The following is a 12300-nucleotide window of genomic DNA, read 5'->3' on the forward strand; positions in this document are numbered from 1 at the left end:
TATGCGGCCATGTTCGCGCGTGCCGCCCTGCCTGCCCTGCTGACCGCCGTCGCCTTCCCGGCCCTCGCACAACCGACGCCGAGCGTCGATGTCGCCGCCGTCCTCGCCCGGGCGACGCCCGAGGCGCAGGCGGTCTTCGCCGCCGCAGACGGCAAGCTGATCCACAAGGCCAGCGGCTTTTCATGTCCGGCCGCCGGCGCCGGCACGATGCTCAGCGGCGCCGGCCTCGGCGCACTGCCGGGCCAGCCGGGGGACCAGGCGGCCCATTGCGAGTACTCGGACGAGACGGGCGTCGTCGAGCGCCTGGTCTTCGCCAAGGAGGCGCCGACCGCGCCGGTGCTCGACCAGGCCTTCTGCCGAGGGCTGCCCAAGGCCTTCAAGCTGACGATGGGCGCCGGCGCCCTGCCGGGCAACAGCAAGTTCACGCCGCCCATGGTGTCCTCTACGGGCCCAGTGACCGTTCGCGGCGAGACCGTCCCCGTGTGGCACTGCGGCACGACGCGCCCCCCTTACGCCCTGCCGACCATCGTCTTCCACGCCGCCGCGGCGCGCCCGCCCGGCGGCTGGACCGTGCTGGCGCTGCACACCCCGCCCCCGCCGCCCTGCTGCAGGGGCTATCGCGATCCCCTGCCGCGCCCGACCTTCTTCGTCCGCCCTCTCCTGATGGTGGAGAGGGCTGCCGAGGCTCCGCCGGTCAAGCCTTAGGACACTTGGCCCCGGTGTCGATCCAGGCCTTGATGATCTCGCCGAACTGAGCCTGCGTGCCGTGGGCGGCCTTGCGGCCCTCGCCGGGGTTCCAGCCCCAGCCGACCAGGTGGTCGCGGGCCATGTGCTCGTGGATCTGGGCCAGGGTCTTGCCGCCGTTGCGGGCCGGATCCTTCAGCTGGGCGCAGATCGCTCCCAGCGGCTTACCCTGCCAGGCCATCTCGGCCGGGGCCAGCGCCCAGTGCGGATCGCCGGGGATGCTTTTGACCTGCTGGCCGAAGGTCCTGACATTGGCCGGGCCGTGACACGACAGGCAGGGCATGCCGACAGGCCCATGGCCGCTCTGGCCGGCGACCATCGGCGGATTGTGCGGATGCAGGTCGTCGCCCTGGGTCGGCGCCCGGGTCGCCGGGTGGCAGTTCAGGCAGCGCGGGCTCTGGATCACCTTGCCCGCCTCGGTGAACAGGGCGACCGAACGGGCGGCCGGATCCTTGATCGACTGGAAGCTGGCGACGGTCTTCAGGCCCTCGGCCGGCGGCGCGGCGGGCGCGGGACCGGCCGCGCCCTGGGTCATGGCGATCACGGCGCCGCCCGCGAGGGTCAGGCCGGCGGCGAACATCACGGTGGCGAGACGCATGGCGTTGTTCTCCCGCTTGCCCAGCCGCAACGGCCAAGTCAGGCCTTGGTTGCTTTTTCCAGAAACGCGCCGATCCAGCCGGCGATGCGGTTGCTGTCGTTGGGCGCGGCCAGCGAGGCCACGGCCGCGTCGGCCTGCTCTTCGGAAAAGCGCGTGCCCCGCCGGCTTTCGATCAGCGCCGTGGCGTAGGCCGGATCGAACTCCGGATGGAACTGCATCGAGATGGCCTTGTCGCCATAGGCCAGCACGCCGAACGGCGTGAAGTCGCTGCCGGCCAGCACCTGGCCGCCCGGCGCCAGGGCCACGACCTGGTCCTGGTGCGAGCCTGGCGCGCTGACATGGGCCGCGTCGTCCATCCAGGGCGCCGCCCGCGAGACCGAATAGCTCTGCAGGCCGATGCCCCAGCCCTTGTCGGACTTCACCGCGCTGCCGCCGAACGCCTCGGCCATCACCTGGTGGCCGAAACACACCCCGACCAGCGGAACCTGGTCGCGGGCGCTGGCCAGGAACCCCTTCAGCGGGTCGATCCACGGCAGGTCGTCATAGACCCCCGCCGAACTGCCGGTGACGACATAGGCGTCGCAGGCGTCGATCGCCTTGGGCAGCACGCCGGCCTGGACGTCGAAGGTCGCGTAGTCGTGGCCCGGCCCCAGCAGGCGCTGGAACATGCCGCCGTAGCGGCCGTAGTCCGAGATCAGGCTTTCGGGCGGCTCGCCCGTCTCCAGAAGACCGATGCGCATCGAAGAGATCCTATCGCGTCGCGCCAGGCTTCCACAGCACGTCGCTCGCGCCGTCGGAGTTGGCGCGCCGTGCGGCCACGAACAAGAGGTCCGACAGGCGATTGAGATATTTGAGCGCCGGCGTCCCGACGATCTCGCCTTCCGTCGCGGCCAGGGCCACGCAGGTCCGCTCGGCCCGGCGGCAGACGGTGCGGGCCACGTGCAGGGCGGCCGATAGCGGCGATCCCGCCGGCAGCACGAACGAGGTCAGCGGCGAGAGGCGTTCGTTGATCAGGTCGATCTCGGCCTCCAGGCGCGCGACCTGGGCCTCGACCACGCGCAGCGGCTCCCACTCGGGCTTCTCGTTCTGCTCGGGGGTGGCCAGATCCGCGCCCAGGTCGAAGAGGTCGTTCTGGATCCGCTCGAGCATGGCGTCGAGGTCGGGATCACCGCCGGCGTGCTGGCGGGCCACGCCGATAAAGGCGTTGGTCTCGTCGACGCCGCCATAGGCCTCGACCCGCAGGGAGGCCTTGCTGACCGGCTCGCCGGTCGACAGGCGCGTCGAGCCCTTGTCGCCCGTGCGCGTATAGATGCGGTTGAGCACGACCACGCCGTTACCTCCTGAAACAAAGCTGCAAAATCAGCCGGCTAGAGCTTTACCGGTGGCTCCACCAGAAGGCCGCCACAAGAACCAGCACGGCGACGAGCTGCAGCACCACGCGCAGGCGCATCAGCCGGTTGGAATAGGAGCGGCCGAAGTCGCCGCCGCGAAAGAGGGCGTAGATCCCCACGCACAGCGTCGCCAGCACGGCGAACAGGGCGACGGGGATGGCGATTTGGAACAGGTTGGCCATGGCGCTCAACCTAGAGGGTGACAGCCGAAAGCGTGAGCGCTTTTCGGCGGCCGTCACCCTCTAAGATGAAATTGGCGAGCCCGCTCATCCGTTTCGGATCGAGATCCGAAACGGGCGGGCTCTGCGCCTCTCGTTTAGCGAACGCCAGCGCCGCCCCGCTCGCCTCAAAATCGCAAAACATGTTCGCCGAGTGTGTTCGTTGAGCGCATTTGTCGCATCGACGGATGAGCAGCGCTACCATAGAACGATTTTCAGCCAAGGTTGATCGATTTTGGTACGTTTTGTGGGTTGAACTCCCTTGCACACAAGGGTAGACGGCCCCACCTGAATTCACAGTGCGCGTTCGTTGAACATGATCAACGCCAAGCCGCGGATCGTTCAGCGCAGTTTGTTCCCCGCGGCCGGCCTGGAGAGAGAAGTCATGTCGCAGAGCGCCCGGCTCGCCGCGGCCCGTTCCGACGGGACCGAGAGGGAAGAAGCCCTCGCGGAAGTCCGCCAACTGATTACCGACCTTCGAGACGCCGCCCAGGACGGGCGCGATCTCGCCCGCCGCTACGCCGACGTCCTGCAAAACGTCGTCGACGAGTACTGCATCGAATTTGAAAAGCGCGCCGAAGCCGCGCTCGCCCGCCTGGAGGCCGCCGCATGAGCTTTGTTTCCGTCAACATCGAGTCCGGTTCTGAAACCCCGGTGAAGCTGACCCGCCGCGCGCTGGCCAAGCAGCGCACCCGCGAACGCGTTCTGTCGGCCGCCCGCCGCCTGTTCAGCGAGCGCGGCTACGAAGGCGCCACGATCCGTGACATCGCCCAGGCCGCCGGCATGTCGACCGGCGCGGTGTTCGCCAGCTTCTCGGACAAGTCGGAACTGTTCGACGAGATCCTGACCGCCGACTACGAAGTCATCTACGCCCAGATGAAGCAGGCCGCCCGCGAAGGCGAAACCGTCGCCGACGCCCTGATCGGCCTGTTCGGCGTGGCCTACAGCTTCCACCTGGAGCAACTGCCGCTGCTGCAGGCCAGCATCGCCGTCAGCTGGACCCGTTCGGACGCCGCCGAAAAGCGCGCCCGCACGGATATCAAGCACCTGTTCGCCCTGATCACCGACGCCCTGGAGCGCGGCGTGCAGGCCGGCGAACTGAAGGCCGACGTGGACGCGAAACTCGTGGCCGAGATCGCTTGGGACGTGTATGTCGCCAACTACCGCCGCGCCGTCTACGACGGCTGGACGGTCGAAAACCTGGTGGCTCACCTGCGTGAACAGCTGAAGCTGATCCTCGCCGGCGTCCGCGCCTAAGGACGGTTCCGCCGGGGGGCGGAAGCGTCCCCCGGTCGTCCAGGTCAACGACAAGAAGAACGAGACGAGCGCCCGTTGGGGTCGGGCGCACGTCTTGATGTGTTGAAATCAGCGCTGCGTGTCCGGAGGGGGAACTGCGTGGGCGTACGCGACGAACAGAAACAGGCGACGCGCGAGCGCGTGCTCGAAGCCGCGCGAGACCTGTTCAACGAGACCGGTTACGAAGAGACCACGATCCGCGCCATCGCCGAACGGGCGAGCGTGTCGGTGGGCAGCGTCTTCACGACCTTTGCGTCCAAGGCCGAGGTTCTCAGCCACGTGATGGAGCGCCGCCTGGGCGATCTCTATGCCGAATTCGACCGGGTGCTGCCGTTCCTGCGCGGCTCCACGGCCGACCGGCTGTGCTCGATCTTCGCCATCCACTACGAGTTCGAGACTCGGCGGGTGCGGCTGTTCCTGGCCCACATCGCCGCCTCCTACAGCCCCAGCAACGACCCGGGCGTGACGCCTTACGGCCGTAACGAGCGACTGTCGGACATGCTCGAGCAGGTGCTGCAGGAGGGCGTGGCGCGCGGCGACGTGCGGCCCGACCTCGACTTCCCGCTGACCGTGGAAGTGCTCAAGGCCTGCTACGCCTCCAACTATCGCCTGGCCGCCGCCCGCGGCGCCAACGCGGCCGAGATGTCGGCCGTCATGGACCGGCAGGTCGGCCTGATCGCCAGCGGCTGGGCGCCGCGCTAGAGCCTCTCGACGCTCCCCCGACAGGTTTCCCCCCGCGAAGGAGGGGGAGCTCGGTGGGAAAGGGCCAGGTTGGCTAATGTCGATCCGGCCCGGGCGGCAGGCCCCTTTTTCTTTCAGAAGCCTTGCAGGCCGCCTTCCGAAAGGAGGGCGGCCTTTGCTTTGCCGGCTCACCTGCCTCTTGAGTTATCCACAGCGCCGCATATAACTATCTGGTCAGTTATATATGGAAGACGCAGACCATGCAGCCAGGCCCGCCCAAATGGCGACGGCGCAGCGAAGCCCGCCCAGGCGAGATCGTCCAGGCCGCGCTGGAGGTCTTCGCCGAACGCGGCTTCGCCGGAGCCAGGCTGGACGAGATCGCCGCCAAGGCCGGCATCTCCAAGGGCGCGCTCTATCTCTATTTCGAGACCAAGGACGACATCTTCCGCGCCGTGGTGCGCGAGGCGGTCGCGCCCAATCTCGACCGGGTCGAGGCGGTGCTGGCCCAGGCGACCCTGCCCTTCCCCGACCTGCTGCGCATGGTCTTCGCCCAGGTCGTGCAGCTGATCGGAACCTCGCGCCTGGGCGCGGTGGCCAAGCTGGTGATCGGCGAGTCCCGCAACTTTCCGGAACTGGCCCGCGTCTGGCACGACGAGGTGGTCAGCCGCGCCCTGTCGCTGATGAGCGGCGCCATCGCCCGGGCCCAGGCGCGCGGCGAGGTGGCGCCAGGCGACCCGCGGCTCTACGCCTTCAGCATCGTCGGCCCGATCCTGATGGGCGTGATCTGGAAGGAGACCTTCACTCCCGTCGGCGCGCCGGCCATGAACCTGGAGGCCCTGGTGCACCAGCACGCCGACACGGTGCTGCTGGGCCTGACCCCGCGCACGGAGGCCACGGCATGAAGCCCGCCGCCCGCATCGCCGCCGTCGCCATCGGGATCGGGATCGCCGTCGTCGGCTTCGTGGGCTGGCGGCTGCTGGGTCCGGACGCCCATCGCCCTCGCCGGCTGTCGGGCTATGTCGAGGGCGAGACGCTGTACGTCGCCGCCTCGTCGGCCGGGCCGGTCAGCGCCGTCGCCGTGCAGCGCGGCGATCGGGTCAAGGCCGGCCAGCCGCTGTTCGCCCTCGACGCGGCCCAGCTGACCGCCGCCCGCGACCAGGCCGCCGCCCAGGTGCAGACGGCCCAGGCCCAGCTGCAAGACGCCGAGAAGGGCCAGCGCCCGCAGGAACTGGCGGTGTTCGACGCCGAGCGCGCGGCCGCCGAGGCGGCGGTTCGCCAGGCCCAGGCCGACTACGACCGCATCGCGCCGCTGGTCGCCAAGGGCATCTACGCCCCGACCCGCCTGGACCAGGCCCGCGCCGCCCGCGACACGGCCCGCGCCAACGCCGTCGCCGTGGCCCGCCGCAAGGCCGTCGGAACCCTGGGCCAGCGCCCCGATACGGTGGCCGCCGCCCGCGCGGCCGTCGACGCCGCGCGCCAGGCCCTGGCCGCCGCCCAGGATCGCCTCGACCAGATCAGTCCCAAGGCCCCGGCCGCGGCCCTGGTGCAGGACGTCTTCTACCAGCCCGGCGAGTGGGCGGCCGCCAACCAGCCGGTCGTGGCGCTGCTGGCCGACGAGCGCGTGCGCCTGCGCTTCTTCGTGCCCGAGGCCGAGATCGCCCGCTATCGCGTGGGCGCCGACATAAGGTTCTCGTGCGACGGCTGCGGCGCCGAACGCTCGGCCCGGATCAACTATGTCAGCCCCCGCGCCGAGTTCACCCCGCCGGTGATCTACAGCCGCGAGACCCGCCAGCGCCTGGTGTTCTTGGTCGAGGCCCGGCCCGCGCCCGGGCCGGCCCTGGCGCCGGGCCTGCCGGTCGACGTCGCGCCGCTGGAGGCGGGCAAGTGAGCGACCTGGCGGTCGACGTCTCGGGGCTGAACAAGAGCTTCGGCCCGCGCCACGTGGTGCAGGACGTGTCGATCCAGGTCGAGAAGGGCCGCATCTCCGGCTTCCTGGGCCCCAACGGCTCGGGCAAGACCACCACCCTGCGCATGCTGTGCGGCCTGCTGACGCCCGACAGCGGCGAGGGCCAGGTGCTGGGCCTGGACTTCCGCAGGCAGGCCGAGGCGGTCAAGCGCCAGACCGGCTACATGACTCAGAAGTTCTCGCTCTACGAGGACCTGTCGATCGAGGAGAACCTCGACTTCGTCGCCCGCGTGCACGAGCTGCCCCGCCGCCGCGAACGGGTGGCCGACAGCCTGGAGCGCCTGGGCCTGACCGCCCGCAGGAAGCAGCTGGCCGGCAGCCTGTCGGGCGGCTGGAAGCAGCGCCTGGCCCTGGCCGCCAGCATCATGCACGAGCCCCGGCTGCTGCTGCTCGACGAGCCGACGGCCGGGGTCGATCCCAAGGCCCGCCGCGAGTTCTGGGACGAGATCCACGCCCTGTCGGCCGAGGGCCTGACCGTCATGGTCTCGACCCACTACATGGACGAGGCCGAGCGCTGCCATGACATCGCCTACATCGCCTACGGCCGGCTGATGGCGCGGGGCACGGCCGAGGAGGTGATCGCCCGCTCGGGCCTGGTCACCTTCCGCGGCGAGGGACCGGGCGCCGACCGGCTGGCGCGGGACCTGGCCAAGGCGCCGGGCGTGGCCATGGCCGCCCCGTTCGGCGCGGCCCTGCACGTCAGCGGAACCGACCGCGCCGCGCTGGAGGCCGCCATCGCCCCCTACCGCAAGCCGCCGGTGACCTGGACAGAGGTCCAGCCGACGCTGGAGGACGTGTTCATCCGGCTGATGGGCCAGTCGTCGGACAACTTCCAATGAACGGAGCCGTCGAGCGCAGGTCGGGCCTTTCGGGCGCGCGCATCCTGGCGGTGCTGATCAAGGAGTTCATCCAGCTCACCCGCGACCGGCTGACCTACGCCATGATCCTGGTCATGCCGATCGTCCAGCTTCTGCTGTTCGGCTACGCCATCAACAGCGACCCGCGCGACCTGCCCACCGCGGTGCTGGTGCAGGACCAGGGGCCGATGGCCCGCTCGACCCTGTCGGCCCTGGTCAACAGCGGCTATTTCGAGATCGTCCGCACCGCGTCCTCGCCCGCCGAACTGGACGCGGCCGTGGCGCGCGGCGAGGTGCAGTTCGCCCTGACCATTCCCGCCGATTTCACCCGGCGCGTGATGCGCGGCGACGGCGCCCAGATCCTGGTCGAGGCCGACGCCTCCGATCCGGCCGCCACCGGCGGGGCGATCGCCGCCCTGGCCAGCCTGCCGCGCACGGCCCTGTCGCGCGACCTCGTGGGCGCGGCCGGCAAGCCCGGCGCCGATCCGTTCGAGGTGGTCATCCACCGCCGCTACAATCCCGAAGCCGTCACCGCCTACAACATCGTGCCCGGCCTGCTGGGCGTGATCCTGTCGATGACCCTGGTGATGATGACCGCCCTGGGCGTCACCCGCGAGTACGAGCGCGGCACGATGGAGAGCCTGCTGGCCACCCCCGCCCGTCCCATCGAGGTGATGATCGGCAAGCTGGCGCCCTATGTGGTGGTGGGCCTGATCCAGACGGCGGTGATCCTGATCCTGGCCAGGGTGCTGTTCGCGGTGCCGATGGCCGGCGGCTGGATCGCCCTTGGCCTGGGCGTCCTGCTGTTCATCGTCGGCTCGCTGGCGCTGGGCTTCCTGATCTCGACCGTGGCCCGCACCCAGCTGCAGGCCATGCAGATGTCGTTCTTCTACATGATGCCGTCGATCCTGCTGTCGGGCTTCATGTTCCCGTTCCGGGGCATGCCGGACTGGGCCCAGGCCCTGGGCAGCGTGATCCCCGTGACCCACTTCCTGCGGGTGGTGCGCGGCGCCCTGCTCAAGGGCCTCGACGTCGTCGCCCTGTGGCCCAGCCTGGGGGCGCTGGCGCTGTTCGTGGTGGTGATCGCCGGCGCGGCCATGGCCCGCTATCGGACGACGCTGGACTAGTTGCCGTCCTCCAGCAGGCGGCGGGCGATGACCTGGGCCTGGATCTCGCCGGCCCCCTCGAAGATGTTGAGGATGCGGGCGTCGGCCAGTAGCCGGCTGGCGGCGTACTCCATCGCAAAGCCGTTGCCGCCGTGGATCTGCAGGGCGTTGTCGGCGGCGGCCCAGGCCACGCGGGCGGCGACCAGCTTGGCCATGCCGGCCTCCAGGTCGCAGCGCTTGCCCTCGTCCTTCTGGCGGGCGGCGAAATAGGTCAGCTGGCGCACGCCCATGATCTCGGCGGCCATCATGGCCAGCTTGTTGTGCACTCGGGGGAAGGCGAAGATCGCATCGCCGAACTGCTTGCGGTCCAGCGCGTAGGACAGCCCGACCTCCAGCGCCGCCTGGGCCACGCCCACCGCGCGGGCCGCCGTCTGGATGCGGGCGCTCTCGAAGGTGGCCATCAGCTGCTTGAAGCCCTGGCCCGGAACGCCGCCCAGCAGGTTCTCGGCCGGCACGGAAAAGCCGTCGAAGGCCAGCTCGTACTCCTTCATGCCGCGATAGCCGATGACCCCGATCTCGCCGCCGCTCATGCCCTGGGCCGGAAAGTCGTCGCCCGGGGCGCCGCGCGGCTTGGGGGCCAGCAGCATGGAGAGGCCGCGATAGTCGCTGGTCGCCGGATCGGTGCGGACCAGCAGCGTCATCACGTCGGCGCGGGCGGCGTGGGTGATCCAGGTCTTGTTGCCGGTCACCACATAGGCCTCGCCCTCCAGCACGGCGCGGGTGCGCAAGGAGCCGAGGTCCGAGCCGGTGTTGGGCTCGGTGAAGACCGCCGTCGGCAGGATCTCGGCGCTGGCGATCTTCGGCAACCAGTATTGCTTCTGCTCTTCGGTCCCGCCGGTCAGGATCAGCTCGCCGGCGATCTCCGAGCGGGTGGCCAGCGAGCCCACCCCGATCCAGGCCCGCGACAGCTCTTCGGAGACCACGCACATGGCCGTCTTGCCCATGCCGCTGCCGCCGTATTCCTCGGGGATGGTCAGGCCGAAGACGCCCAGTTCGCCCAGTTCCTGGACGAGCTCGATCGGGATCAGTTGGTCCTTCAGGTGCCAGTCGTGGGCGAAGGGCGTGACCTTTTCCTCGGCGAAGGCGTGGAACTGGTCGCGGATCATCTCGAAGGTCTCGTCGAGGCCGGTGTGCTCCAGCGTCGGGCGGCCCTTGGCCTCGGCCAGGCGCTGGGCGAGGCGGGTCTTCACCGCTTGCGTCCCGCCCTCGACCATCAGCTTCATGGTGCCGTTGGAGAACAGGCGGTTCATCACCGCGCGATCGATGACCAGGTGGGCGGGACGAACGATCTCGCCCTGGTTCATCGGCACGCCGCCGATCAGCTGGGCGGCGTATTCGGAGAACAGCAGCTGGGCCAGCAGGGCCTCGACCTCGCTGAACCGCCCCTCGCCCTCCAGCCGCTCGGCCCAGCCGGCGACCTGGTTCATCAGTTCGGCATAGGCGGCGTACCAGCCAAAGCCGTGCACGGCGTGCTGCTGGGCGTCGGCCAGCTTGCGGTCGATCTTGCCGTCGGCGCCGGCGACGGCGGCCCTCACCGCGGGCCGGGCCTCGGCGACGAAGGTCTGGGCCGAGGTCGCCGCCTCGCGCAGCAGGCCCGTCAGGCCCGGCAGAATCAGGGACTTGGACTCTTGGGCGACCGCGTCGGTCATGCTCTCAAACTCCCCTGCGCCGGACTTATGTTTTCCGGCACTGTGATCCCTTTCGCACCTGCGAGCAATGCCGCGACGCAGCATGCGGTTGCGCGAGAGCCGGGATCGGGAAGGCGTGCGCCCGCCCCCGGAAGGGACGGGCGCAGGGTCGTCAGTTCGGGTCGGAATTGCCCGCCAGCGCCCACGAGAAGTCGGCGTGGGTGTTGCTGGTCGTGAAGTAGAGCGGGTCGCTGAAGAACGCGATCGGCTTCTTGTAGTCGGCCGGATAGGGCGCGTTGCCGGCGGTGATCACCGCCACCCCGTGGCAGCTCATGCAGTTGGAGGTGATGCCGGCCGGGATGCCGGTGCTGGTCTCCAGATAGGGGTTGAAGCAGACGGTCATGGTCGAGCCGCCCTGCGTGGTCGTCTGGTCGTAGGCCGTGCAGGTGGCGTAGTTGGTCCACGGACCGGTCAGGCTGGCGGGCTGGCCCTGCTTGCTGCCGGGGAAGCCGTTTGGCGTGTCGGCGCCCGGCTGCCACCAGAAGGTCTGCCAGGTCCAGAACGGGATTTCCTTGCTGTTGACGTGCATGGCCTGCAGCACGGCGAAGTCGCCGGCCACGGCGGCGGCGTCGCCGGTCAGACCGTTGGCGGTGTTGTAGTCCTTGGCCTCGGCGGCGCTGAGCTTGACCGAGTAGAAGGTGCTCATCGGCGCCCACAGGAAGGTGGTGCAGGCGCCCGGGTCGCGGACGCTGGCCTTCTCGCGCGGGGTGGCCGGGCGCACCGGGCCCTGGCCCGTCGGCGCCACCAGCACGCAGGTGGTCCAGGTCTGGGGTTCGGGGTTCTGGGCGTTGGTCGAGGCCGCCGGTCCCTGCCACAGCGGCTGGACGGTCAGGCCCTTGGCGTGGACCAGGCCGAACACCGGCTTCAGCTCGAGGCCGCGCACCGGGAACTCCTGCACGCCGCGGTTCTGGGGCGTCGTGCCCGCCGGCCAGGAGGTGTTCAGCTTCTGCATGTCGCTGGTGCTGGAGTAGCGATAGGAGACCCCGCCCGGACCCGGATGCGAGGCGTCCAGGAAGGTCGCCGCCTCGGGGCTGAACTTGTTGAACGAGGTGACCGTGGTGTCGAACTTGGTCGGCGTGATGCCGCCGCGGCCGTGGTGGAACTGGTTGGGCTGCTGGAAGACGCGCAGCTTGCGCGGCGCGGCCACGCGCTGGGCCACCGTCGTGGCGGTCGTGGCAGCCGCGGTTCCGGCCGGCGGCGCGGGCGGGAAGACGTCGTCGGTGCCGGCCCAGGTTTCCCAGATCGGCAGCGACTGGCCGTTGAACGACTGGCCCGACGGCTGGGCCATGGCCCGCCAGATCTGCCAGGCGTGATTGCGCATCGCGGCGGTGTCCGCGTTGGCGATCCAGCCGTTGATCGTGGCGGCGGCCACCGGATAGTCCGCCGTGGTCGGCAGCGGCACCGGAGTGATGACGGCCACGTCCAGCAGCGCCTCGGGCTTGGGCGCGGCGACTTCCGGCGCCTTGTCGCAGCCGGCCAGGCCGGCGCACAGCGCGACGGTCGCGGCCGTCGCAATCGCGATCTTCCTCATGGGTCGGTCCCCTCCCCGACGCGGGGTTGCGGGCCGCGCCATCGACACATCCTACCTCAACAATACGCCCAAGAGTTGTGTATTTGCGCACCACGACTTTTCGATCGTCGCGAACCCCATTTCAAAAAAATTCCAACATGAACGAATTCTGTCGAACGACCTGA

The 12300-nt window shown here is 69.8% G+C and carries 14 protein-coding genes; 8 read left to right on the top strand and 6 right to left on the bottom strand.

The window, feature by feature from the left end:
* Positions 1 to 9 precede the first annotated feature (9 nt).
* Complete coding sequence (locus AC1DCG_RS08240) at positions 10 to 705, top strand: hypothetical protein (protein WP_477028544.1); 696 nt, start codon at positions 10 to 12, stop codon at positions 703 to 705.
* Here the strand turns inward: AC1DCG_RS08240 and AC1DCG_RS08245 are convergent.
* From AC1DCG_RS08245 to AC1DCG_RS08260, 4 genes are read right to left on the bottom strand one after another with little or no spacing between them, the layout of a single operon-like run.
* Entirely contained in the window at positions 695 to 1342 is a 648-nt protein-coding gene (locus AC1DCG_RS08245) for an Isoquinoline 1-oxidoreductase subunit (RefSeq protein ID WP_477028545.1), read from the bottom strand. The genes AC1DCG_RS08240 and AC1DCG_RS08245 overlap by 11 nt on opposite strands.
* 38 nt (positions 1343 to 1380) lie before the next feature.
* Positions 1381 to 2082, bottom strand: coding sequence for a type 1 glutamine amidotransferase (locus AC1DCG_RS08250; RefSeq protein WP_477028546.1), 702 nt, complete (start codon positions 2080 to 2082; stop codon positions 1381 to 1383).
* A 10-nt stretch (positions 2083 to 2092) separates the two neighbouring features.
* Positions 2093 to 2671, bottom strand: a complete 579-nt coding sequence (locus AC1DCG_RS08255; RefSeq protein WP_477028547.1) for a cob(I)yrinic acid a,c-diamide adenosyltransferase — start codon at positions 2669 to 2671, stop codon at positions 2093 to 2095.
* 46 nt (positions 2672 to 2717) lie between these two features.
* Positions 2718 to 2915 (bottom strand): twin transmembrane helix small protein, encoded by a 198-nt coding sequence (locus tag AC1DCG_RS08260; protein ID WP_477028548.1) that lies wholly within the window; start codon positions 2913 to 2915, stop codon positions 2718 to 2720.
* Positions 2916 to 3336: 421 nt separating this feature from the next.
* On the opposite strand from AC1DCG_RS08260, the gene AC1DCG_RS08265 reads away from it, so the two are divergent.
* From AC1DCG_RS08265 to AC1DCG_RS08295, 7 genes are all read left to right on the top strand, one after another.
* Entirely contained in the window at positions 3337 to 3564 is a 228-nt protein-coding gene (locus tag AC1DCG_RS08265) for a CC0731 family SpdR-regulated protein (protein WP_165260970.1), read from the top strand.
* Positions 3561 to 4208: a TetR/AcrR family transcriptional regulator gene (locus AC1DCG_RS08270; RefSeq protein ID WP_101717069.1), complete on the top strand. Its 648-nt coding sequence runs from the start codon at positions 3561 to 3563 to the stop codon at positions 4206 to 4208. Before AC1DCG_RS08265 ends, AC1DCG_RS08270 begins: the two co-directional genes overlap by 4 nt.
* A 138-nt stretch (positions 4209 to 4346) precedes the next feature.
* Entirely contained in the window at positions 4347 to 4949 is a 603-nt protein-coding gene (locus tag AC1DCG_RS08275; protein ID WP_101717068.1) for a TetR/AcrR family transcriptional regulator, read from the top strand.
* A gap of 239 nt (positions 4950 to 5188) precedes the next feature.
* The gene (locus AC1DCG_RS08280) at positions 5189 to 5830 is read left to right on the top strand and encodes a TetR/AcrR family transcriptional regulator (protein ID WP_477028549.1); all 642 of its coding nucleotides are present in this window, start codon (positions 5189 to 5191) and stop codon (positions 5828 to 5830) included.
* Positions 5827 to 6816: an HlyD family secretion protein gene (locus tag AC1DCG_RS08285; RefSeq protein ID WP_477028550.1), complete on the top strand. Its 990-nt coding sequence runs from the start codon at positions 5827 to 5829 to the stop codon at positions 6814 to 6816. The genes AC1DCG_RS08280 and AC1DCG_RS08285 overlap by 4 nt, the downstream gene beginning before the upstream one ends.
* Positions 6813 to 7733: an ABC transporter ATP-binding protein gene (locus AC1DCG_RS08290; RefSeq protein WP_477028551.1), complete on the top strand. Its 921-nt coding sequence runs from the start codon at positions 6813 to 6815 to the stop codon at positions 7731 to 7733. Before AC1DCG_RS08285 ends, AC1DCG_RS08290 begins: the two co-directional genes overlap by 4 nt.
* A complete protein-coding gene (locus AC1DCG_RS08295; RefSeq protein ID WP_477028552.1) occupies positions 7730 to 8878 on the top strand; it encodes an ABC transporter permease in 1149 nt (382 codons plus the stop codon). The genes AC1DCG_RS08290 and AC1DCG_RS08295 overlap by 4 nt, the downstream gene beginning before the upstream one ends.
* On the opposite strand, the gene AC1DCG_RS08300 is transcribed toward AC1DCG_RS08295, so the two are convergent.
* The gene (locus AC1DCG_RS08300; protein WP_477036588.1) at positions 8875 to 10566 is read right to left on the bottom strand and encodes an acyl-CoA dehydrogenase family protein; all 1692 of its coding nucleotides are present in this window, start codon (positions 10564 to 10566) and stop codon (positions 8875 to 8877) included. The two genes, AC1DCG_RS08295 and AC1DCG_RS08300, sit on opposite strands and share 4 nt — an antisense overlap.
* Positions 10567 to 10717: 151 nt before the next feature.
* Positions 10718 to 12136: a hypothetical protein gene (locus tag AC1DCG_RS08305; RefSeq protein ID WP_477028554.1), complete on the bottom strand. Its 1419-nt coding sequence runs from the start codon at positions 12134 to 12136 to the stop codon at positions 10718 to 10720.
* Positions 12137 to 12300: the final 164 nt, after the last annotated feature.

The organism is Caulobacter sp. 10L414 (genome assembly GCF_056395525.1).

Bases quoted from the DNA above. Each gene is read 5' to 3' on its own strand.
- AC1DCG_RS08240 (WP_477028544.1), top strand. From the start codon at position 10: ATGTTCGCGCGTGCCGCCCTGCCTGCCCTGCTGACCGCCGTCGCCTTC.
- AC1DCG_RS08245 (WP_477028545.1), bottom strand. From the start codon at position 1,342: ATGCGTCTCGCCACCGTGATGTTCGCCGCCGGCCTGACCCTCGCGGGC.
- AC1DCG_RS08250 (WP_477028546.1), bottom strand. From the start codon at position 2,082: ATGCGCATCGGTCTTCTGGAGACGGGCGAGCCGCCCGAAAGCCTGATC.
- AC1DCG_RS08260 (WP_477028548.1), bottom strand. From the start codon at position 2,915: ATGGCCAACCTGTTCCAAATCGCCATCCCCGTCGCCCTGTTCGCCGTG.
- AC1DCG_RS08265 (WP_165260970.1), top strand. From the start codon at position 3,337: ATGTCGCAGAGCGCCCGGCTCGCCGCGGCCCGTTCCGACGGGACCGAG.
- AC1DCG_RS08270 (WP_101717069.1), top strand. From the start codon at position 3,561: ATGAGCTTTGTTTCCGTCAACATCGAGTCCGGTTCTGAAACCCCGGTG.
- AC1DCG_RS08280 (WP_477028549.1), top strand. From the start codon at position 5,189: ATGCAGCCAGGCCCGCCCAAATGGCGACGGCGCAGCGAAGCCCGCCCA.
- AC1DCG_RS08285 (WP_477028550.1), top strand. From the start codon at position 5,827: ATGAAGCCCGCCGCCCGCATCGCCGCCGTCGCCATCGGGATCGGGATC.
- AC1DCG_RS08295 (WP_477028552.1), top strand. From the start codon at position 7,730: ATGAACGGAGCCGTCGAGCGCAGGTCGGGCCTTTCGGGCGCGCGCATC.
- AC1DCG_RS08300 (WP_477036588.1), bottom strand. From the start codon at position 10,566: ATGACCGACGCGGTCGCCCAAGAGTCCAAGTCCCTGATTCTGCCGGGC.
- AC1DCG_RS08305 (WP_477028554.1), bottom strand. From the start codon at position 12,136: ATGAGGAAGATCGCGATTGCGACGGCCGCGACCGTCGCGCTGTGCGCC.